The 20,603-nt window shown below is 67.0% G+C and carries 17 protein-coding genes; 11 read left to right on the forward strand and 6 right to left on the reverse strand.

What is annotated here, in order from left to right; all coding sequences use genetic code 11:
- Positions 1-20 precede the first annotated feature (20 nt).
- The 5 genes from V9K97_RS04080 to V9K97_RS04100 all read left to right on the forward strand — a co-directional run bounded on the left by V9K97_RS04080 (position 21) and on the right by V9K97_RS04100 (position 6,416).
- Complete coding sequence (locus tag V9K97_RS04080; RefSeq protein WP_443302579.1) at positions 21-1,304, forward strand: NCS2 family permease; 1,284 nt, start codon at positions 21-23, stop codon at positions 1,302-1,304.
- Positions 1,305-1,406: 102 nt separating this feature from the next.
- Positions 1,407-2,936, forward strand: coding sequence for an ABC transporter ATP-binding protein (locus tag V9K97_RS04085; RefSeq protein ID WP_337316396.1), 1,530 nt, complete (start codon positions 1,407-1,409; stop codon positions 2,934-2,936).
- Positions 2,929-4,074 carry an ABC transporter permease gene (locus tag V9K97_RS04090; RefSeq protein ID WP_337316398.1) on the forward strand — a complete coding sequence of 382 codons (1,146 nt, stop codon included), beginning with the start codon at positions 2,929-2,931 and terminating at the stop codon, positions 4,072-4,074. The genes V9K97_RS04085 and V9K97_RS04090 overlap by 8 nt, the downstream gene beginning before the upstream one ends.
- Before the next feature lie 195 nt (positions 4,075-4,269).
- Positions 4,270-5,190 carry an ABC transporter permease gene (locus tag V9K97_RS04095; RefSeq protein WP_337316400.1) on the forward strand — a complete coding sequence of 307 codons (921 nt, stop codon included), beginning with the start codon at positions 4,270-4,272 and terminating at the stop codon, positions 5,188-5,190.
- 50 nt (positions 5,191-5,240) lie between these two features.
- A complete protein-coding gene (locus V9K97_RS04100; RefSeq protein ID WP_337316402.1) occupies positions 5,241-6,416 on the forward strand; it encodes a BMP family ABC transporter substrate-binding protein in 1,176 nt (391 codons plus the stop codon).
- A gap of 69 nt (positions 6,417-6,485) precedes the next feature.
- On the opposite strand, the gene V9K97_RS04105 is transcribed toward V9K97_RS04100, so the two are convergent.
- Positions 6,486-7,631 (reverse strand): DJ-1/PfpI family protein, encoded by a 1,146-nt coding sequence (locus V9K97_RS04105; RefSeq protein ID WP_443302554.1) that lies wholly within the window; start codon positions 7,629-7,631, stop codon positions 6,486-6,488.
- Between the two features lie 41 nt (positions 7,632-7,672).
- Here V9K97_RS04105 and V9K97_RS04110 point away from each other — a divergent pair, with 41 nt between their 5' ends.
- Both V9K97_RS04110 and V9K97_RS04115 read left to right on the forward strand, forming a co-directional pair.
- A complete protein-coding gene (locus tag V9K97_RS04110) occupies positions 7,673-8,671 on the forward strand; it encodes a GlxA family transcriptional regulator (RefSeq protein WP_337316406.1) in 999 nt (332 codons plus the stop codon).
- Positions 8,658-9,842 (forward strand): amylo-alpha-1,6-glucosidase, encoded by a 1,185-nt coding sequence (locus V9K97_RS04115; RefSeq protein WP_337316408.1) that lies wholly within the window; start codon positions 8,658-8,660, stop codon positions 9,840-9,842. The genes V9K97_RS04110 and V9K97_RS04115 overlap by 14 nt, the downstream gene beginning before the upstream one ends.
- A gap of 1 nt (position 9,843) precedes the next feature.
- Here V9K97_RS04115 and V9K97_RS04120 read toward each other — a convergent pair whose 3' ends face one another.
- Entirely contained in the window at positions 9,844-10,857 is a 1,014-nt protein-coding gene (locus V9K97_RS04120; protein WP_337316412.1) for a zinc-dependent alcohol dehydrogenase family protein, read from the reverse strand.
- Positions 10,858-10,996: 139 nt separating this feature from the next.
- On the opposite strand from V9K97_RS04120, the gene V9K97_RS04125 reads away from it, so the two are divergent.
- Together V9K97_RS04125 and V9K97_RS04130 are read left to right on the forward strand one after the other, a co-directional pair.
- The gene (locus V9K97_RS04125) at positions 10,997-11,899 is read left to right on the forward strand and encodes a LysR family transcriptional regulator (protein ID WP_337297840.1); all 903 of its coding nucleotides are present in this window, start codon (positions 10,997-10,999) and stop codon (positions 11,897-11,899) included.
- Positions 11,900-11,943: 44 nt separating this feature from the next.
- Positions 11,944-13,494 carry a serine hydrolase domain-containing protein gene (locus V9K97_RS04130; protein WP_337316414.1) on the forward strand — a complete coding sequence of 517 codons (1,551 nt, stop codon included), beginning with the start codon at positions 11,944-11,946 and terminating at the stop codon, positions 13,492-13,494.
- 14 nt (positions 13,495-13,508) lie between these two features.
- Here the strand turns inward: V9K97_RS04130 and V9K97_RS04135 are convergent, their stop codons facing one another.
- Together V9K97_RS04135 and V9K97_RS04140 are read right to left on the reverse strand one after the other, a co-directional pair.
- On the reverse strand, positions 13,509-14,747 hold the full coding sequence (locus V9K97_RS04135; protein ID WP_337316416.1) for a glycosyltransferase: 1,239 nt from the start codon (positions 14,745-14,747) through the stop codon (positions 13,509-13,511).
- Positions 14,744-15,388: a TetR/AcrR family transcriptional regulator gene (locus tag V9K97_RS04140; RefSeq protein ID WP_337316418.1), complete on the reverse strand. Its 645-nt coding sequence runs from the start codon at positions 15,386-15,388 to the stop codon at positions 14,744-14,746. The genes V9K97_RS04135 and V9K97_RS04140 overlap by 4 nt, the downstream gene beginning before the upstream one ends.
- A gap of 146 nt (positions 15,389-15,534) precedes the next feature.
- Here V9K97_RS04140 and V9K97_RS04145 point away from each other — a divergent pair, with 146 nt between their 5' ends.
- Positions 15,535-17,235 carry a PAS domain-containing sensor histidine kinase gene (locus V9K97_RS04145; RefSeq protein WP_337297836.1) on the forward strand — a complete coding sequence of 567 codons (1,701 nt, stop codon included), beginning with the start codon at positions 15,535-15,537 and terminating at the stop codon, positions 17,233-17,235.
- On the opposite strand, the gene V9K97_RS04150 is transcribed toward V9K97_RS04145, so the two are convergent.
- Entirely contained in the window at positions 17,222-18,118 is an 897-nt protein-coding gene (locus tag V9K97_RS04150; protein ID WP_337316420.1) for an amidohydrolase family protein, read from the reverse strand. The two genes, V9K97_RS04145 and V9K97_RS04150, sit on opposite strands and share 14 nt — an antisense overlap.
- 116 nt (positions 18,119-18,234) lie before the next feature.
- Between V9K97_RS04150 and V9K97_RS04155 the strand changes: the two genes are divergently transcribed.
- The gene (locus V9K97_RS04155) at positions 18,235-19,296 is read left to right on the forward strand and encodes an adenosine deaminase (protein ID WP_337316422.1); all 1,062 of its coding nucleotides are present in this window, start codon (positions 18,235-18,237) and stop codon (positions 19,294-19,296) included.
- Here V9K97_RS04155 and V9K97_RS04160 read toward each other — a convergent pair.
- Positions 19,257-20,567: an MFS transporter gene (locus tag V9K97_RS04160; RefSeq protein ID WP_337316424.1), complete on the reverse strand. Its 1,311-nt coding sequence runs from the start codon at positions 20,565-20,567 to the stop codon at positions 19,257-19,259. The genes V9K97_RS04155 and V9K97_RS04160 overlap by 40 nt on opposite strands.
- Positions 20,568-20,603 lie beyond the last annotated feature (36 nt).

Genomic DNA, 20,603 nt, shown 5'->3' on the forward strand with positions numbered 1-20,603 from the left:
ATGCGGGCTTGCTTGAACGCATGTTCAAGCTCACCGAGCACAACACCACCGTGCGCACCGAAGTCATCGCGGGGCTCACCACCTTCCTGACGATGGCCTACATCATCTTCGTGAACCCATCGATCCTCGGCGACGCGGGCATGCCCAAGGGCGCGGTGTTCGTGGCCACCTGCCTGATCGCGGCGCTGGGCACGCTGATCATGGGCCTGTATGCCAACTACCCGATTGCCATGGCGCCGGGCATGGGCCTGAACGCCTACTTTGCCTACGTGGTGGTGCTGGGCATGGGCTACACGTGGCAGGTGGCGCTGGGCGCGGTGTTCATCTCGGGCTGCCTGTTCCTCATCGTCACGGTCACCGGATTGCGGGAGCTGTTCATACAGGGCATACCGCAGTCGCTTCGAACGGCGATCACCGTGGGCATCGGCATGTTCCTGGCGCTCATCGCGCTCAAAAGCGCGGGCGTGGTCGCTGCCTCGCCGGCCACCTTCGTCACGCTGGGCGACCTGCATTCGGCGCCGGTGGTGCTGGCCACGCTGGGCTTCCTGGTGATCGTGGCGCTCGACCGGCTCAAGGTGCGCGGCGCCATATTGATCGGCATCCTGCTGGTGACGGTGCTGTCGTTCTTCTTCGGCGGCAACAAGTTCCACGGCGTGTTCGATGCGCCGCCGTCGATCGCGCCCACCTTCATGCAGCTCGACATCATGGGCGCGCTCAAGGGCGGCATCCTGAACGTGGTGCTGGTTTTCTTCCTGGTCGAAATGTTCGACGCCACCGGCACGCTGATGGGCGTCGCCAAGCGCGCCGGCCTGCTGGTGCCCGGCAAGATGGAGCGCATGAACAAGGCGCTGCTGGCCGACAGCGGCGCCATCTTCGCGGGCTCGCTGCTCGGCACCTCGAGCACCACGGCCTACGTGGAAAGCGCGGCCGGCGTGCAGGCGGGTGGCCGCACCGGCCTCACGGCCGTGGTGGTGGCGGGGCTGTTCCTCGCCTGCCTCATGATCTCGCCGCTCGCGGGCTCGGTGCCGGCCTATGCCACCGCGCCGGCGCTGCTGTTCGTGGGCTGCCTGATGCTGCGCGACCTGGTCGAGCTCGACTGGGAAGACACCACCGAGGTGATTCCCGCGGCCGTGACCGCGCTGGCCATGCCCTTCACCTACTCGATTGCGAACGGGCTGGCCTTCGGCTTCATCACGTATGCGGTGCTCAAGCTCTTCACGGGCCGGGCACGGGAAGTGCATGCGATGGTCTGGGTGATCGCAGCAATTTTCCTGTTCAAGTTCACCTACATCGGCGGACACTGAGCAAAGCGCCGTCGGGCGCCGATGGTTGCGGGGACGCTATTAAACTTGTAGCTATGTTTTCCGCTTGTTGCTGTTGAACGAGACAAACCCACGAAACCCGGCATGACAACCCCCAGACTCCAGCTCGCGAACATCACCAAGCGCTACCCTGCGGTGGTGGCGAACAGCGACATCTCGCTGGCCGTGGCGCCCGGCGAAATCCATGCCGTGCTCGGCGAGAACGGCGCCGGCAAGTCGACGTTGATGAAGATCATCTACGGCTCGGTCAAGCCGGACGAAGGCACGGTCGTCTTCGACGGCCAGGCCGTCAACCTGCGCAACCCCCAGCAGGCGAGGGCGCTGGGCATCAGCATGGTGTTCCAGCACTTCAGCCTGTTCGACACGCTCACCGTGGCCGAGAACGTGTGGCTGGGCCTGGACAAGTCGCTGCAGCTGGCCGAGGTGGCCCGCAGCATCACGGCCAAGGCGAGCGAATACGGGCTCGACATCGATCCTTCTCGCCCGGTGCACACGCTCTCGGTCGGCGAGATGCAGCGGGTCGAAATCATCCGCGCGCTGCTCACCAACCCCAAGCTGCTGATCCTGGACGAGCCCACCTCGGTGCTCACGCCGCAGGCGGTCATCAAGCTCTTCACGGTGCTCAACAAGCTGGCCTCCGAAGGCTGCAGCATCCTCTACATCAGCCACAAGCTGCACGAGATCCGTGAGCTGTGCACGGCATGCACGGTGCTGCGCGGCGGCAAGGTCACGGGGGTGTGCAATCCGCAGCACGAGAGCAACGAGTCGCTCTCGCGGCTGATGATCGGCGCCGAGCCGCCGCCGCTCAAGCACCGGCCGGTGCATGCGGGCGCGGTCGCGCTGCATGTCGACAGGCTTTCTCTTGCGCGTGAAGACCAGTTCGGCGTCGACCTCGATGGCATTTCGTTCGAGGTGCGCGCCGGCGAGGTGGTCGGCATTGCGGGCGTGTCCGGCAACGGCCAGAAGGAACTGCTCTACGCGCTCTCGGGCGAAGACGTGCGCGCCGAGCCAGCCATGGTGCGGGTGTTCGACAAGCCGGCCGGCCGGCTCAGGCCCCGCGCGCGGCGCGCGCTCGGCCTGCACTTTGTGCCCGAAGAACGGTTGGGCCGCGGCGCGGTGCCCACGCTCGGCCTTGCGCACAACCTTTTGCTCACCCGCGGCAATGCGGTGGGCAAGGGCGGCTGGATACGCACCGGGGCGCTCGAAAAACATGCCCGCGGCATCATCGAGCGCTTCAATGTGAAGGCCGGCGGACCGAATGCCGCGGCGCGTTCGCTTTCGGGCGGCAACCTGCAGAAGTTCATCGTCGGCCGCGAGATCGACGCCACCCCCAAGCTCTTCATCGTCGCGCAGCCGACCTGGGGCGTGGACGTGGGCGCCGCCGCGCTCATTCGCAGCGAAATTCTCGCCCTGCGCGATGCGGGCTGCGCCGTGCTGGTGGTGAGTGAAGAGCTCGACGAGCTGTTCGACATCAGCGACCGGCTGCATGTGATTGCCAAGGGCCGCCTCTCGCCATCCATCGACCGCGCAGCCGCCACGCTGCCGCAGATCGGCGAGTGGATGAGCGGCCTTTGGGATAAGAAGAACAACAACAAGGAGGCGGCCCATGCTTAAGCTCGAACCCCGCCCGGAGCTTTCGCGCTTCTGGACCTTTGCCTCGCCGATTCTCGCGCTGCTGATCACCGTGCTGATCGGCGTCGCGCTGTTCGCCGCGCTCGGCAAGGACCCGGTCAAGGGCCTGCTGGTGTTCTTCTACGAACCCATCAAGAGCGGCTACGCCATCGGCGAGCTGACGATCAAGGCGACACCGCTGCTCATCATCGCGCTCGGCCTGGCGGTGTGCTTTCGCTCCAACGTCTGGAATATTGGTGCCGAGGGGCAGTTCGTGTTCGGCGCCATTGCCGCGGGCGGCGTCGCGCTCATGGCCGACAAGACCACGGGCTCTTGGATCGTCGTGGCCATTCTCGTTGCGGGCACTGTCGGCGGCATGGTGTGGGCCGGCATCGTGGCCTTCCTGCGCGACCGGTTCAACGCCAACGAAATCCTCGTGAGCCTGATGCTGGTGTACGTGGCCACGCTGCTGCTCGGCTACATGGTGTTCGGCCCCTGGAAGGATCCGCAGGGCTACAACTTTCCGCAGTCGAAAACTTTCGAGGCCGTGACCCAGATCCCGCGCCTCTTCAAGGGTTCGCGCGTGAGCATCGGGTTGATCATTGCGCTGCTCGGCGTGGGCGCGTTGTGGGTGTTCCTGTTTCGCACGCGTGCAGGGTTCGCGCAGCAGGTCGGCGGGCTTGCGCCAGCGGCCGCGCGCTATGCGGGCTTCTCGGCACGGCGCGCCATCTGGATCGCGCTGCTCACCTCGGGCGGCGCAGCAGGCCTGGCCGGCGCACTCGAAGTGGCGGGCCCCCTAGGCCAGCTCACGCCGTACGTGCCGGCGGGCTACGGTTTCGCGGCCATCATCGTGGCCTTCGTCGGGCGGCTGCATCCGGTCGGCATGGTGTTCTCGGCCATCCTCATGAGCATGTTCTACATCGGCGGCGAGTTGGCGCAGTCGCGTCTCGGCCTGCCCAAGTCGCTCACCGGCGTCTTCCAGGGCCTCCTGCTCTTCACGCTCCTGGCGTGCGACACGCTCATTGCGTACCGCATCCGCCGCAAGGCAGCCGCCAAGGCCGCTAGCCACACGACGAGCTCGCTGCAAGCCAGCACGCCGTTGACTGCCCCGGCCGCGCGGTCGACCGAAGGAGCGCTCTGAATGAACCGCCGAACACCAGCAGCGCGCCCCAGTGCACAGGGCATCGGGTGCTCCGCGCAGCGAAATAAAGGAGGAGCCGAAGGCGGGGGACATTCGCGGAGGGGAGTACCCGGTGGCCTGTGCACCCGCCCTGAACAAGAGCGCCAAGAACGCGCCCTATCGAACAACAGTACCCCACGCCGGAGCAACTGAAAAATGGACAGCTACGCACTCCTGCTGGGTTCCACCCTCAGCGCCGGCACCGTGCTCGCCATTGCGGCACTGGGCCTCCTCATCAACGAGAAAGCCGGCATCGTCAACCTCGGCGCCGAAGGCATGATGCTCTGCGCCGCCATCGCCGGCTTTGCGACGGTGGTCATCACGCACAACCCCTGGCTCGGCTTCCTGGCCGGCATGGCGGCCGGCGCATTGCTCGCGGCCTTCTTTGGCGTGCTGGTGATCTGGCTCAACACCAACCAGTACGCCACCGGGCTCGCCCTCAGCCTGTTCGGTGTCGGCTTCTCCGCCTTCGTGGGCATCAACTTCGTGCAGGCCAAGCTGCCCGAAAGCGTGTCGTACGCCGTGCCGGTGCTCAGCGACATTCCGCTCGTCGGGCCCGCGCTGTTCCGGCATCACCCCATGGTGTACTTTGCCGTGGTGCTGACGGTCGGCCTGATCTGGTTCTTGTACCGCACCCGCGCCGGCCTGGTGTTGCGCTCGGTGGGCGAGTCGCCCGAATCGGCGCATGCGCTCGGCTACCCGGTGCGGCGCATCCGCTTGATGGCGGTGATTGCGGGCGGCGCGCTGTGCGGGCTGGCGGGCGCATACCTCTCGACCGTCTACACGCCGCTGTGGGTCGAAGGAATGGTCGCGGGCCGCGGCTGGATCGCGCTCGCTCTCACCACCTTTGCCACCTGGCGCCCCATTCGCGTGCTCCTGGGTGCCTATCTCTTCGGCGGCGTCTCGATGCTGGGCTTTCACCTGCAGAGCAGCGGCGTCGACGTGCCGCCGCAGTTTCTCAGCATGCTGCAGTACATCGCGCCCATCGTCGTGCTGGCCCTGATTTCGCGCAACCCGGCGTTCATTCGCATCAACATGCCGGCATCCATCGGAAAGCCGTTCTACCCCGGCTCATAATCTCGTTTTTCGTTTTCCGCCAACCTGTCCTTTTTTGAGGATTTCCGACAATGAATGATCTGAACAAGCGCTCTTCCCTGCTCAAGCTCGCCGCCCTGACCGCGGTGGCTTCGGCAGCCCTGATCGGCTGCGGCAAGAAAGAAGAGGCAGCGCCACCGGCTGCGGCCCCCGCGCCCGCCCCGGCGCCTGCTGCCGCCGCACCGGCACCGGCCGCGCCGCTCAACATCGCATTCGCATACATCGGCCCGGTGGGAGACGGCGGCTGGACCTTCGCGCACGACAACGGCCGCAAGGCGCTCGAAAAGGAATTCGGCGACAAGATCAAGACCACTTTCGTCGAGAGCGTGCCCGAAGGCGCCGACGCCGAGCGCGTGTTCCGCGACATGGTCGGGCAGGGAAACAAGCTGATCTTCGGCACCACCTTCGGCTACATGGAGCCCATGCTCAAGGTGGCCACCGACAGCAAGGACGTGAAGTTCGAGCATGCCACCGGCTACAAGACCGCCGAGAACATGCGCACCTACGACAGCCGCACCTATGAAGGCGCCTACATGGCCGGCGTGATTGCCGGTGCCATGACCAGGAGCAACACGCTCGGCGTGGTGGGCTCGGTGCCGATTCCCGAGGTGCTGCGCAACATCAACAGCTTTACGCTGGGCGCGCAGTCGGTCAACCCGAAGATCACCACCAAGGTGGTGTGGGTGAACGAATGGTTCAGCCCACCGAAGGAAACCGAAGCCGCCACCGCCCTCATCAACGGCGGCGCCGACGTGCTGTTCCAGAACACCGACTCGCCGGCCGTGCTCAAGACCGCACAGGAAAAAGGCAAGCGCGCCTTCGGCTGGGATTCGGATATGACCGCCTACGGCCCCAAGGCCCACCTGGCCTCGGCCACCATCAACTGGGCGCCGTACTACATCAAGGCCACGCAAGACGCGCTCGACGGCAAGTGGGCCACCGGCCAAAGCTGGTGGGGCGTGAAGGAAGGTGCCATCGACATCGTCTCCATTGCCGAAGACGTGCCGGCCGACATCAAGACCAAGGTCGAAGAAGTGAAGAAGGGCCTGAAGGACGGCAGCTTCGTGATCTGGAAGGGCCCGATCCTCGGCCAGGACGGCAAGGAAGTGGTCGCCAAGGACGCCGTGGCCGACGACAAGTTTCTCTCTGGCGTGAACTTCTACGTCAAGGGCGTGGAAGGCAAGGTGCCGGGCGGCGACAAGAAGTAATCGCTTCGAGCGTTGCATCCAGAAAAGGGTCGCCTGCGGGCGGCCCTTTTTGTTTCAAGCGGCTGAAGTTCAGCTTGGGCAGCCGCTCACCGGCCCGGGGTATTCCATCTCGAGCATGACCCAGTTGCGCCGCGCCATGCCGTGGCGCGCGCCGATCTCGCACAGCGTGCGGTCCAGTTGCTGCACGGGCTTGAGCGTTGCCGAGAGGGGCAGGGGCGGCGCTTTCCCGCTGCTGGAGGGCTGCGCCATGAGCACCAGCCCGCTGCGCAGCGTCACCGGCCCTGAATCCGACACCGCCTCCACGCTGGCGCGCCCGCTGCGCGACCAGGCATCGGCCACCAGCGCCAGGGCGATGTCGTCGCTGCCGTTGCGCACCTCGATGCTGCGCCGCTCGTTGCGCCAGAACGCAGCCTTGTTCAGCAGAAAGTCGGCTCTGCGGCCTGCGTCGAGATAGAACGGCGTGCTGTCGTGCTCGGGGCTCCAGGAGGGCACGCCCAGCTCGGTGGCGACTGCCTTTGCCTTCTCGGGCCCGCCGATGGCTTCGACCAGTGCGAGCATGGTCGGCACCGAGGCTGTGATGCCGGTGGTCGTGGCAACGCCGCGGTCCACCACGTAGCGCTGGTGCGGCACGTAGGTGGCGCCGGGGTGGCGCTTTGGCAGCGTGCCGCGGTCGTACCAATGGCCCGCAAAGCGACGCCCGTCGAGCAGGCCGGCGCGGCCGACCACCAGCGCGCCGGAGCAGACGCCGATCACGCGCGCGCCCCGCGCCGCCTGCTGCTTCAACCATGCGGAGACGGCGGGGTCGTCGTCCGTGATCATCGCGGGCACGATCACGTAGTCGGCGCCCGAAGGGTTCTGCCGGTCGAAGCCGGCAAAGTCCTGCGCGCCGTCGATCGCCAGTGCGGGATACAGGCTCACCCGTCCGCTGCGTGGAGCCACGATGCGCACGTCGGCCACATCGGCACGCCTGAGCACCGCATGCGGCAGCAGCAGGTCGGTCATTTCGGTACCTTCGTTCAGCGCGAGCACGGCGATCACGGGCCTGCCGGCACGGCGGGGCTTCAGGGCCTCGACAAAGGCCTGCTTCTCGCGCTCGCTTCGGGACGCGTCCGCGTCCGCGTGCACGGGCGGCAGCGGTGTCGCGCCCCCGCTGCAGCCTGCTAGCACAAAGGCTGCAATACTTGCTCCGATCAGCGCCCCAACCCATCTCCACATGGCCATACCCTTGTCGACGTGACGATGCCCTGAGACTACGAATGCAGACCCTGACCCACAAGGACGAAGAAGCCGCGGTTTCTGCCAGCGATGTGGTGCTTGTCGCGTTCGACGGTGTCGAGGCCATCGACGTGGCCGGCCCCGCAAGCGTGTTCAGCAAGGCGGAGCTGCTGCGCCCCGGCAGCTACCGGCTGCACATCGCCTCGCCATCGGGCGGCGATGTGCTGACGAATGGCGGCCTGAGCTTTGCCGGAACCTGCAACCTGCGGCAATTGCCCGCTGTCATCGATACGCTCGTCGTCGCAGGTGGCGACGAACCGGGCGTGCGCGCGGTCATCGTGGAGCAGCGCATCGGCGCATGGCTTGCGGAGGTTGCGCCCGGCGTACGCCGCATTGCCAGCGTGTGCAGCGGGGCATTCGCGCTTGCCGCGGCCGGCCTGCTCGACGGCCGCGAGGCCACCACGCACTGGCGCGCCTGCGACCAGCTGCAGGCGCTGTGGCCGCTGGTGCGGGTGCAGCGCGAACGCATCTACGTGCATGATGGGCCGGTGTGGACATCGGCCGGCGTCACCACCGGAATCGAGTTGGCGCTCGCATTGGTGGAGGACGACCTCGGCCATGCCGTGTCGATGGAGATCGCCCGCACACTGGCGCTGCCCATGCTGCGCGGCGCCGAGCAGCCGCAGCTGAGCCAGGCGCTCGAGGCGCAGGCTTCGGCCAGCCATCGGCTGCGCGAACTGGTGGCGTGGATCGGCACGCATCCGCAGGACGATCTCTCGGTGGAGGCGCTGGCCGGGCGTGTGCAGATGAGCCCGAGAAATTTCGCGCGCGCCTTTTCGGCCGAGACCGGCCGCACGCCGGCGCGCTTTGTTGAACAGATTCGCGTGGCAGCCGCCGCGCAACTGCTGCGTCAGACGCAGTGGCCGCAAGACCGGATCGCGAGCCTCAGCGGCTTCGGATCGGTGGATGCACTGCAGCGCGCCTTCGCGCGGCAGCACGGCCTGACGCCGCAAGCCTATCGAACCCATGACCAAACTTGACGCCAGCACCCTTGCACTGATCGACAACTGCGCCCAAGCTTCCATCCAGCTCCTGGAGCGCAACCTGACGCCGCACGGCATCCTGGCCGCCAGCCCCACGGAGGCGGCCGTGGCGCGGCGCTACACGCGCATCTTCGGGCGCGATGCCGCCATTTGCGTGATGGCGATGTGCGGCAGCGGCGTGCCCGCGCTGGAGGCGGGCGCCGTCGCCAGCCTAGATGCGCTCGCGGCGCAGCAGGCCGCCAACGGGCAGATTCCCAAATACGTCGACCCCGAAGGCCTGGACGCCGACTTCTGGTACCTGGGCTGCATCGATGCCACGCTGTGGTGGCTGATTGCGGTGGACCATGTGCGCCGCCATGGCCAGGTGGGTGCCTCGCAATGGAGCGGCGAGGTGGAGCGCGCCGTCGGCTGGCTGCTCGCGCAGGAGCACCAGCACTTCAGGCTGCTGCAGCAGAACGAGGCCAGCGACTGGGCCGACATCATGCCCCGCTCGGGCTATGTGCTGTACACCAACGCGCTCTGGTACGACGTGAAGCGCCGCTTCGCGCTGGAGCACGCCGAAGCGACCGAACATCACTTCAACCATCTGTTCAATCCGTTCCAGCAAGACCTGCCCGAGTACCACCGCGCAAGATTGCTGCGCCACTACGCGCGCCGCGGGCGGGACGACCCGGGCCTGTATCTCAGCTTCGTCAACCTTTCGTTCGTGGGCAACGAGGGCGACGTGTTCGGCAACGTGCTGGCCATACAGAGCGGGCTGGCGGATTCTTCAATGGCGCGGCGCATCGTCAAGACCATTGCGGCGGCGCGCGCCTGCGAGCCTTACCCGGTGCGCGTGGTGCTGCATCCGCTCACGCGCGAGCATGCGCTGTGGCGGCCGTACATGGCGCGCCATCAGCAGAACGTGGTGCACCAGTATCACAACGGCGGCATCTGGCCCTTCGTCGGCGGCTTCTGGGTGATGGCGCTCGCGCGCATGGGCCTGCACGATCTCGCCTGGCCCGAGCTCGCCCGCCTGGCGCATGTGAACGAACTCGGCGGCTGGCGCTTTACCGAGTGGTTCCACGGCCGCACCCTGGTGCCGATGGGAATGGCGGGCCAGAGCTGGAACGCCGCCACCTTCCTGCTTGCGCAGCGCGCCTTGCAGGGCGGCGAGGCGGCCTGGTAGCTCAGACCGTGAGAACGATCTTGCCGATGTGGCCCGCGCGTTCGAGGTACTGGTGAGCCTTCACCACATCGTCGAGCGCAAAGCTGCGGTCGATGCGCATCTGCAAGGCGCCGCTGGCCAGGCCCTCGTTGACGAAGCGCAGCCCGCGGCCGAACGCGTCCTCGTCGCGCGGAAGGCCCATGGTGGGTGAACCGATGAACTCCAGAACCGTGTAGACGTGGAAGCGCCAGCTCTTGCGAAACTGCGCAAGAACCGGATACCTGAGCTCCGCGCCGCCGGAGAGCCCGTACAGCACATACCAACCGCGCTGCGCGACCACGCCGCCGAGCCGCTCCAGCTGCGCACCGCCCACGCCGTCGTACACCAGGTCGACGCCGCGGCCATCGGTGAGCGCCAGCACGCGTTCGACCACGTCTTCGTCTTGCGTGACCACCACATGCGCCGCGCCCGCATCGAAGAGCGCCTGGCGCTTGGCCGCCGTGCGGGTGGTTGCAATGGCAATGATGCCGGCCGCACGCGCCATCTGCAGCGCCGCGATGCCCGTGCCCGATGAAGCGCCTGTGACGAGCATCGTTTGCCCGCGCTGCAGCCGCGCCATCTCGAACATCGGAAAGTAGCCCGTCAGGTAGGCCATGTAGGCGCCGGCGGCTTGCGCGGGGGAGAGCTGCTCCGGGTAGCGGACCACGTGGGTCGCGGGGAACAGGATGCTGTCGCCATACGTAGGGTAGCGGCCCTGATTGGCTCCCGGCAGAACCGCAACCCGGTCGCCGATGGAGAAGCCGCTGACACCCTCGCCGACCGCCTCGATGGTGCCGGCCGCCTCGTTGCCCAGCCCGGCCGGCAGGGTCGCGTCTTCGATGTACAAATTCTGCCGCCACAGCGCATCGGCCCAGTTCAGGCCGATGGCCTGCACCGCAATGCGCACCTCGCCGGCGCCGGGCAAGGGCGTTGCCACCTGTTCGATCTTCAGCACCTCGGCACCGCCGAACTCGTGAAAGCGAACCATCTTGCTCATACGAAAACACTCCTTGATAGAACGAAGGCTGCACGACTGAAGCAACCGACCAAGCCAATCTAGTGGCCTTGCGGCAATCAAGGAAATCGATTGAGACGATATTCGGTATGCACTTAATCGATAACTCCATAGCGCCCGGATGAAACCGATCGAACTCAGCCGTATCGACCTGAACCTGCTCACTGTGCTGGCGGCGCTCATGCGCGAGCGGCACGTCAGCCGCGCCGCCGAGCGGTTGAACCTGGGGCAGCCCGCGGTGAGCCATGCGCTGGCGCGGCTGCGCGAGCTCACGGGCGATCCGCTGCTGGTGCGCCAGGGACGCGTGATGGAGCCGACCGAGCGCGCGCTGGCGCTGATGCAGGGGCTTGGGCCGGCACTCGAGCAGATCGAGGCGACGCTGCGCGCGCAGGCGGAGTTCGAGCCCGGTCGCGCCGCGCCGGTGTTTCGCATCGGCCTGACGGACGACCTGCAGATCGCCATGCTGCCGCGGCTGCTTCGCGCGCTCGGTGCCGAGGCGCCGCGCGCCAGGCTGGTCACGCTCACCGTCTGCTACCGCAACGCTGCGCAGCACCTGGACGACGGGCAGGTCAGTGCGGTGATGAGCTTCCTGAAAGACCTGCCCGCGGGCGCGAAGGTCCGCAAGGTTCGCACGGCGCGTTTCGCGCTGCTGCGCGCCGACACCGCCGCCGGAAAAATTTCGCTCGACGATTACTGCCGCCGCCGGCATGTGCTCGTGACCTACGCGGGCGACCTCTGCGGCACGGTCGACGAGACGTTGAGCGAACTCGGCCGGCAGCGCGACGTGGCCTTCTCGGTGCCGCAGTTCGGCAGCCTGCCCGCGGTGCTGGCCGGCACCGAGTTGCTGGCCACGGTGCCCGAGCATGTGGCACAGGCGCTGTCTGCGCAGGGCGGGCTTCGCTACGAGGCCTTGCCGTTCGAAAGCCCGAGCTACCAGATCAAGCTGGCATGGCGCGCCGTAACCGACAAGGACCCGGCGGAGGCGTGGCTGCGCAAGGCGATGCTGCGCGCCTTTGGCGATTGAAGCAGCGCCGATATGATCGGCGCGAAACTCACTGGGAGACCGGTATGCGAGTGCACGGCAAGACAAGCCTCCTGGCCACCATGGCGGCCTCGCTGCTCTTTGCAGCCTTGCCGCTCAGGGCCGCACCGGCGGACGAGCCGGCCGTCTGGCCGACCGCCGGGTGGTTGGCAAGCACACCCGAGGCGCAAGGCATGGATTCCGCCGCCGTCGCCAGGCTGGTCGACTTTGGCGCCGCGAACGCGATGGACAGCCTGCTCGTCACGCGCCATGGAAGGCTGGTTGCCGAGGCCTACTACGCACCCTACCGCGCCAATCTCAAGCATGCGGTGAACTCCACCACCAAGGCCGTCGTCGGAACGCTCACCGGCATGGCGATCCAGGACGGGCTGCTGGCTTCGCGCGACCAGCCGGTGATCGACCTCTTTCCCGAGCGCAGCATTGCGAATCTCGATGCGTCGAAGAAGGCGATGACCATCGGGCACCTGCTCGACATGACCTCGGGCATCGATTGGAAGGAGAAGCTTGACGATTCGGTGCCCGAGACAGCACTGCAGTTCGGGCGCAGTCGCGACTGGCAAGGCTTTGTGCTCGACCGCCCGATGGCGCAGCCGCCCGGCGGCGGCTTCAACTACAACAGCGGCAACACGCATCTGCTGTCGGCCATTCTTGCGAAGAAAACAGGCGGCAGCACGCTGGCCTATGCGCAGCGCAGGCTGTTCCAGCCGCTGGGCATCGGCGACGTTCGCTGGCGCAAGGACCCGCAGGGTATCGAGACCGGCGGCTTCGGTCTTTACCTGCATCCGCGCGACATGGCGAAGATCGGCTATCTCTACTTGCGCAAGGGCCAATGGGAAGGGCGCCAGCTGCTGCCCGCCGCGTGGGTGGAGCAGGTCTTTCAAGCATCGGTGGACATGGGCTTCAAGAATGGGCCCGTCTTCCGCTATGCGAACGGCTGGTGGACCATTCCGGAAAAGCGCGCCTACATTGCGGCGGGCATGAACCGGCAGCTCATCATCGTGCTGCCGGACATCGACGTGGTTGCGGTCGTCACGGGAAGGCGCAACTACCTGCTGCCTCCGTTCATCGACATGATCGCGGCCTCTGCGCGTTCGGCCCGGCCGCTGCCTGAAGACGGCCCTGCGCAGGCCTTGCTGGCCGATCGCATTCGCGCCGCGTCTGTAGAAAAGCAAAGCCCCGTGGCGCCTGCGCCCGAGCTTGCGGCAACGGTCTCGCGCAAGGTCTGGCAATTCGACCGCAATCTGCTGGGTGTGAGACGCCTGATGCTCGATCTCACGGCGGCCAACCCAAGCTACGAAATACTCTTCGACAACGGCCGCACCGATGCGCCTGCCGAGCCGGTGACCGGACCGCTGGGGCTCGACGGCTACTACCGCATCAACGAGAAGGTTGCGGACGCACCGGTCGCGGTCAGGGGCGACTGGACGGACCCGCAGAGCTTTCGCATCTTCTCGCGTTCGCTGAGCGACGGCGACGTGTCGATGTACCTGCTGCGCTTCGATGGCGCCAGGCTGAACGTGGCTTTCGAAAACAACCGAGGCTTCAAGACCCAGGTGCAGGGCAGGGCCGCAGATTAGCGGCAACCATCGGGTCAGGCCGTAGCCGTCACGATTTTTTCGATGGCCTCCACCGCGCGCGCCAATCCGTTTTCCGCACGCATCTGCTCGCCCAAGGCATGCGCCTTGGCACGCACCTCCGGGCGATCTGCAAATGCAATGGCCCGCGCCAGTTGGTCCGCGCCCAGGCGGCTACCGGCGACAGCCTCGGGCGCAACGCCTGCCAGCGCCAGCCGGTGCGCCCAGAAGAACTGATCGCCCGCGAAGGGCACCACCACCGACGGCACGCCCGTGCGCGCGGCCGAATGCGTGGTGCCCGAGCCACCGTGATGCACCACCACCGACATTAGCGGAAACAGCCAGTCGTGCGGCGTGTCGCCCACCACATGGAAGTTGGCGGGGAGCTGCTGCACGTCGATGCCGCTCCACCCGGGGTTGAGCACGGCACGCCGGCCCGCGACGGCATCGACCACCACCTGGCGCAGGCGGCTCGCGTCGAAGCCGGTCATGCTGCCGAAGCCGATGTAGACCGGTGGCTCGCCCGCGGCGAGGAAGGTGCTCAGCGGCTGCGGCGGTTGCCAATCAGGTGCCGGCGGAATCCACTGGCCGCACACGGCGGCGTTCGCGGGCCAATCGGCCGGCCGCGGCACAAGGCTGGGCGAAAAGCCGTAGAGCGCCGGGTGCGCGGTCCACATGCGGCGGCGCGGCGGCAGGCCGCACACTTCGGCACGTGCCGCATTCAGCGCCGGCCGGAATGCACGCCACAGCATCGCAGTGACAAGGTGATGGCTGGCGCGGTTCAGAAAGCGCGGCACGCGCGAAGGCGGAAGGAAGGGTGATGCGAACTCACGCGTGGGGGTGAGCGGGAACATGCCGGCGCCAATCGCGGGCACATCGAGTGCTTCCGCCGCCGACAGCCCCACGAAAGCGGCGAGCCCCGCACACACGATGGCGTCGCAGCCGCGCGCGGTCTCGACCGTTTGCCGCAGCCAGGCCGCGGCTTGCACGTTGGCAATGTCCGCAAGCGCCTTGGCGGCCGCGCCGGGCCGGTCGCTCTGCGCCACGACGTTGGCAATGGCTCCGCCGGAGCCCAGCGCGCCGCGAATGTCGCCTGCCAATGCATGCGAGTGCACCTCGAGCCGCTGCGCGGTGCCCAGCGTCGACGCGTCCGCCAGCAGCACCGAGGCGTGGCCCGCGTTGTCGAGCGCATGGCAAAGCGCCGCGAGCGGGCGGGTATCGCCCTCGGTGCCATAGGTAACGACGGCGATCTTCATGCGCGCTTTCTCCGCAGTGGCTTGCCGGCGGCACGGGCGCCGCCGGCAAAGATTTCGACAATGACCGCGAACTCGTCGCCGAGCACCAGGCCCGGCTGCGTGAGCCATCGCATCAGCGCGCCGAAGTACAGGTGGTGCAGCAGCGAAGCCAGGTGCTCGGCCGGCAGATCGGCGCGCAGCGTGCCGTCTTGCTGCGCCTGCGCGATCAGCAGCGCAAAGAGCCCTGCGAGGTCGCGCGGGCGCCCCTGGGCATCGCCGGCGTCGAGCTCGTCCTCGATGTTGAGAAAGCGAAACCGGAAGTAGTCGAGCAGGTAGGCCCGGTAGCGCTCAGACCATTCGGCCGACGCGTCGAGCAGCTGCATCAGCCGCGACTCGAAGCTGCCGGGCTTCTCGGCCAGGCGGCTCAGCCGTTGCGTGTCCTCGGCCAGCTCCTTGTGCACCCAGTGCGCAAGGATCGCCTCCTTGGTCGGAAAGTGGTTGTACAGCGTGCCCTTGGCCACATCGGCCTGCAGCGCGATCTGCTCCATGGTGGTGGCGTTGTAGCCATTGGCTTCGAAGAGCCGCATGGCAATGGTTGCCACGCTGTCGAGCGTTTGGGCGCGGCGCCGCTCGCGCCTGCCTGAAGGTTCTGCGTCTGCCAAAGGTCAGCCATTGAAATATGAACGTCGTTCAAGTTTATACGATGTTCACAATTGGCGCGGATCGAGACGGGCGGGCGGGAGAGCAAAGGCTGGTGTCCGCCCGCGGCCCGGGATATAAGACATTTTTTCTCGGGAGCCGCACCGCCATGCCAAGCCAAACCGACTCTGTCGCAAGCGCAACCCCTTTGCAGGACACGGCGCCGATCATCGAGCAGTTGCCCGCCGGTATTTTTCGCAAGGACGCCGCGGGGCGGTTCGTCTTCGTGAACGAGCGGTTCAGCCAGCTCAAGCGCACGCCGGCGGACCGGATCCTGGGCCGCACGGCCGCCGAGATCGCGTCTTCCGAAGCGGCGCAACAGCCGGACTCGCCTTGGCGGCTGGAACTCGCAGAGAGGGAAGACAGGCAGCACGCGCAGATCGTGCAGACGGGGCAGCAGCTCGAGCGCGAAGAAGTTCTTTCTGGCGCGGGCGGGCAGCCGCAGACCTGGCAGGTGGTCGAATCCGCGGTGCTGGGGCCGGGCGGGGCGGTCATCGGCAGCCAGGGGGTCATGCTCGAGGTGACCCGGCGCCACCGGGAAGACGAGATGCTGGCGAACGAGCGCGAGCTTCTTCGCGCGCTCCTGGACAACTCCCCGGACCACATCTACTTCAAGGACGCGCAATCCCGCTTCATCAAGACCAGCACGGCCCAGGCCCTTGAATTCGGAATGTCCACGCCCGAGGGGCTGGTGGGAAAGTCCGATTTCGACGTCTTCTCCGAAGACCATGCACGGCCGGCCTTCGAGGACGAGCAGGAGATCATCCGCACGGGCCTGCCGATGATCGGCAAGGTGGAAAGAGAAACCTGGATCGACGGGCGGCCTGACACCTGGGCCTTGACCACGAAGATGCCGCTGCGCAACCGCGCGGGCGAGATCGTCGGAACCTTCGGCATCACCAAGAACATCTCGGACCTGAAGGAGGCCGAGCGCCAGATTGCCGAGGTGCACAAGCAACTGGTCGAGGCCTCGCACCTGGCGGGCATGGCCCGCATAGCCACCAATGTGCTGCACAACGTGGGCAACGTGCTCAACAGCGTGAACGTCTCCGCAGCGCTCATTCTTTCGCGCGTTCGTGCCTCCAAGGTGGCCGGGCTCGCGCGGGCGGTGCAGTTGCTGGACGAGCATGCGGATGACCTGGGCGCGTTCCTGGAGTCGGACCCCAAGGGCAAGATGCTTCCCGGCTATTTGCGCCAGCTGGCCTCGGCGCTGGTGACGGAGCAGAACGACGCCATCAAGGAGCTTGCGGCGCTGAGCAAGAACGTGGAACACATCAAGGAGATCATTGCCGCGCAGCAGGCCCACGCCGGGGCTTCGAGGCTGCTGGAGAAGGTGCAAATCCGCGATCTGGTCGAGGATGCGCTGCGCATCAACCAAGAGGCTTTGAAGCGGCGCCAGATGGTGATCGAAAAAGAGATTGCCGACGTTCCCGAGTTGATGCTCGATCACGGGCGAATACTTCAGATCCTGGTGAACCTCATCAGCAACGCCGAGCAGGCCATGGACGGCGTGGCCGACCGCGAGCCCAGGCTCACGCTGCGGGTGGAGCTGCTGCCGGGCCAGCGGCTTCGTATCTGCGTGGCGGACAACGGGGTGGGCATAGAGACGCAGGCGCTGACCCAGGTGTTCGTGCACGGCTTCACCACCAAGAAAACCGGCCATGGGTTCGGTCTGCACAGCGCGGTGATTGCCGCGCATGAAATGGGCGGCACCCTCACGGCGCACAGCGACGGGCCCGGCACCGGTGCGGCGTTCACGCTCGAGCTGCCGGTCGAGGCCAAGGCAGCGGCCCCGCTCAGCGCAGGCTGAACAGCGCGGCCGCGTTGCCCCACGCAATGCGCTGCGCCACGTCGGGCGGCAGGTCGCCAAGCCAGGTGCGGTAGCCGCGCATGATCTCGTCGTAGGCGCTCCAGCGCTGGTTGACCCAGGTGTCGGAGCCGACGACGAAGCGGTCGGGGTACTTGAGCAGCAGCGCGCGCCAATCGGGGCACAGCTTGCCGCCCTCGCAGGTGAGCCCCGGCCGATAAGAGAGCTCGCCCATCAGCAGCGGGTAGCGTTCCAGCAGCGCCTGCACGCGTTCGATCGGCGCGCCGCCTATGCCCGTGTGTGCCCAGATGAGGCGCAGCGATTGGCCCTTCGATGGTGCGTTGGCCATCAGCAGGTCGATCGCCACGTCGTCGACGTGCGCAAGCACCGCGAGCTTTTGCCGTTCCGCCAGTGCAATGAGCTTCTTGGCGACGGGGCCGTTGGCATTGGCGCTCTCGTACAGGTGGAATTCGCCGATGCCGCGGTAAGGCCCGCTTGCGGTGCCGCGCGCCAGTTCGGTCTGCACCATCTCGTGGATGGTTTCGTCGCGGAACCAGTTGCTGTAGTCGTCGCGGTTGCGGTACAGGCGCACGAAGGGCACCACGGTAACGCCCGCCTCGCGGGTTTCGCGCGCCGCCGCCAGGGTTTGCGTGCCGGCGTTGGGCCGCGAATTGGCGATGATCGCCTTCACATTGTTGCGCTGCATGCGCGCGAGCGCCTCGGCCGGCGGATACGGCCCGGTATTGCCGTCCCAGGCTTCCTGGTTGTAGTGCAGGTGCGTGTCGAACAGCGGGCCGGCGTATGGGGTCTGCGCAAGGGCGGAAGGCACGGCAACCGCCGAGCAGGCGGCCAGAAGCAGGGCTGCAATAGGCGCAATGGCTCTCATGGAATCCTCATGCGGGTGGAAGCGCGATTATCCGGGCCGCGGCGGCCTCGCGCATCGGCGCACGGGCGCAGCAGCGCTTATGCTGTGCGCAATCACAACGCCTGATTTGCCCCACCATGACCGACTACCGACCCGTCTTCGACAAGAGCTTCGGCAACATCGCCGCCGACCGCCTGCCAGAGCTGCTGCGCGCCATGCCCAAGGCTGAGCTGCACATGCACATCGAAGGTTCGCTCGAGCCCGAGCTGATCTTCGCGCTCGCGCAGCGCAACGGCGTGAGCATTCCCTACGCGAGCGTGGAAGACCTGCGCCGCGCCTATGCCTTCACCAACCTGCAGAGCTTTCTCGACATCTACTACGCCGGCGCCAGCGTGTTGCTCAAGGAGCAAGACTTCTACGACATGGCCTGGGCCTACCTGGAGCGCGCCGCGGCCGACAACGTGGTGCGCACCGAGATGTTCTTCGACCCGCAGACGCACACGGCGCGCGGCGTGCCGATGGAGGTGGTGGTGAACGGCCTGCATCGGGCCTGCCTCGACGCGCTGCCCAAGCTGGGCGTGAGCGCGGCGCTCATCCTGTGCTTCCTGCGCCACCTGAGCGAAGAAGAAGCCTTCGAGACGCTGGAGCAGGCCCTGCCTTACCGTGACAAGTTCATCGGCGTGGGGCTCGATTCGAGTGAAGTGGGCCATCCGCCCGAAAAGTTTGCGCGCGTGTTCGCGCGCTGCCGCGAGCTGGGCTTGCATCTTGTCGCGCATGCGGGCGAGGAGGGGCCGCCAGAGTACGTGTGGAGCGCGCTCGACGTGCTGAAGGTAGAGCGCGTCGACCACGGCGTGCAGAGCGCGAAAGACCCGGCGCTGATGAAGCGGCTCGCGCAAGAGCGCATTCCGCTCACCGTGTGCCCGCTGTCGAATCTCAAGCTCTGCGTGTTCCCCGACCTGGCGCAGCACAACCTCGGCGCGCTGCTCGATGCGGGGCTGGTCGCGACCGTCAACTCGGACGACCCGGCGTACTTCGGCGGCTACATGAACCAGAATTTCACGCAGACCTTCGCGGCCACCGGGCTGAATGTGCAGCAGGCCTGGCAGCTTGCGGCCAACAGCTTCGAAGGCAGCTTCATCGACGCCAGCGCCAAGCGCGCCTACGTCGACCGGCTCAACGCCGTCTTCGCAACCTTCTGACCGGCATCCGCGGCGGCACGTTGCCGCGGAACCAGCAGCGGCATTGCCACCAGCGCACAGGCACTGGCCGCAAGCCACACCAGCGCCCAGCCTTGCAGCGCGAGCAGGTGCGGAATGGAAAAGGGCGTGACAAAGCACACCAGGAACACGCTGGTGTTCGCCATGCCCAGCGCGGTGCCGGCACGGGCCGCACCGGCCAGCGTGGCCAGCTCTGTGTAGGCCACGCCGTGCCAGGCCGATACGCAGACACCGCTCGTGGCCAGCACCACCACCAGCGCCACGCGCAGGGCCGCTGAGTCGGCCGCGTGCGTGCCTGCCGCCACCACCAGGCCCGCGAGCCCTGCAAACAGCAGCACGCTCAGTGCGCTGCAGGCGCGCAGATAGGCGGGGCGGTTGCGGCGGCGGTCGGTCCAGCGGCCGCTCCATACGCGCATGACCATTGCGCCGATCTGTATGAACACCATCGTGGCGGTGATGGTTGCAAGCCCGGCATGGCCGAAGTCGTGCAGGAACACCGTGCCGAAAGACAGCACCGCGAACTGCGGCGCGCACAGAATGCCGATGCCGGCCACGATGCGCCAGACGCGCGCATCGCGCAGCGGGCCGCTCTGCGGTGAAGCCGAGGCTTGTGCAGCCCCGGCCTGGCTGCGCGGCGCAATCGGCGGCTCATGCACCCAGGCCCAGCTCATCACCGCGCTCAGCAGGCACAGCACCGCCAGCAGGCCGTAGAGCGCGGCAAAACCGAAGTGCAGCGCCACAAAGGGCAACACCAGCGCGCCGATGCCGCCGCCCAGCGGCACGGCGGTCTGGCGGATGCTCATGGCAAGCCCGCGTTCGCCGGCATCGAACCACGTCATCACCGCCCGGCCGCTCGCGCCGTTGACGCTGCCGCCGAGCAGGCCCACCAGCAGCAGCCCTGCCCCCAGCCAGCCCAGGCCGGGAATGTGCTGCGCGCTGGGCGCGGCCCAGAGCGCCATTGCCGTGAGTGCAACGGCAGTGCTGCCCAAACCCGTCAGCAGCACCGGCCTGTCGCCCCAGCGGTCGGTCAACAGGCCCCAGGGCAGCTCGCTCACCGCAATGCCCAGGCCCATGAGGCCCAGCACGAGGCCGAGCGTGGCATTGTCGAGCTGGTAGCCGGTGCGCATCAGCACCGCGGTCATTGGAATGCCGCTGAAAGCCACGGAGAAGGCTGCGTTGGCGGCCACGCCCGCGGCCAGCACCTTCCAGCGATGACTGGGCGAGAATGAAGAAGAGGAGGTCGATGGGTTCATTTGCGGCGGAGTTTCCGCCGTTGCAAAGGTTTTGAA

This window comes from Variovorax sp. CCNWLW186 (assembly GCF_037203865.1).
In the GTDB taxonomy this organism is placed as follows: domain Bacteria; phylum Pseudomonadota; class Gammaproteobacteria; order Burkholderiales; family Burkholderiaceae_C; genus Variovorax.

Excerpts from the sequence above, each read along its gene's own strand:
- V9K97_RS04080 (WP_443302579.1), top strand. The coding sequence starts at position 21 with ATGTTCAAGCTCACCGAGCACAACACCACCGTGCGCACCGAAGTCATC.
- V9K97_RS04085 (WP_337316396.1), top strand. The coding sequence starts at position 1,407 with ATGACAACCCCCAGACTCCAGCTCGCGAACATCACCAAGCGCTACCCT.
- V9K97_RS04090 (WP_337316398.1), top strand. The coding sequence starts at position 2,929 with ATGCTTAAGCTCGAACCCCGCCCGGAGCTTTCGCGCTTCTGGACCTTT.
- V9K97_RS04095 (WP_337316400.1), top strand. The coding sequence starts at position 4,270 with ATGGACAGCTACGCACTCCTGCTGGGTTCCACCCTCAGCGCCGGCACC.
- V9K97_RS04100 (WP_337316402.1), top strand. The coding sequence starts at position 5,241 with ATGAATGATCTGAACAAGCGCTCTTCCCTGCTCAAGCTCGCCGCCCTG.
- V9K97_RS04105 (WP_443302554.1), bottom strand. The coding sequence starts at position 7,631 with ATGTGGAGATGGGTTGGGGCGCTGATCGGAGCAAGTATTGCAGCCTTT.
- V9K97_RS04110 (WP_337316406.1), top strand. The coding sequence starts at position 7,673 with ATGCAGACCCTGACCCACAAGGACGAAGAAGCCGCGGTTTCTGCCAGC.
- V9K97_RS04115 (WP_337316408.1), top strand. The coding sequence starts at position 8,658 with ATGACCAAACTTGACGCCAGCACCCTTGCACTGATCGACAACTGCGCC.
- V9K97_RS04120 (WP_337316412.1), bottom strand. The coding sequence starts at position 10,857 with ATGAGCAAGATGGTTCGCTTTCACGAGTTCGGCGGTGCCGAGGTGCTG.
- V9K97_RS04125 (WP_337297840.1), top strand. The coding sequence starts at position 10,997 with ATGAAACCGATCGAACTCAGCCGTATCGACCTGAACCTGCTCACTGTG.
- V9K97_RS04130 (WP_337316414.1), top strand. The coding sequence starts at position 11,944 with ATGCGAGTGCACGGCAAGACAAGCCTCCTGGCCACCATGGCGGCCTCG.
- V9K97_RS04135 (WP_337316416.1), bottom strand. The coding sequence starts at position 14,747 with ATGAAGATCGCCGTCGTTACCTATGGCACCGAGGGCGATACCCGCCCG.
- V9K97_RS04145 (WP_337297836.1), top strand. The coding sequence starts at position 15,535 with ATGCCAAGCCAAACCGACTCTGTCGCAAGCGCAACCCCTTTGCAGGAC.
- V9K97_RS04150 (WP_337316420.1), bottom strand. The coding sequence starts at position 18,118 with ATGAGAGCCATTGCGCCTATTGCAGCCCTGCTTCTGGCCGCCTGCTCG.
- V9K97_RS04155 (WP_337316422.1), top strand. The coding sequence starts at position 18,235 with ATGACCGACTACCGACCCGTCTTCGACAAGAGCTTCGGCAACATCGCC.
- V9K97_RS04160 (WP_337316424.1), bottom strand. The coding sequence starts at position 20,567 with ATGAACCCATCGACCTCCTCTTCTTCATTCTCGCCCAGTCATCGCTGG.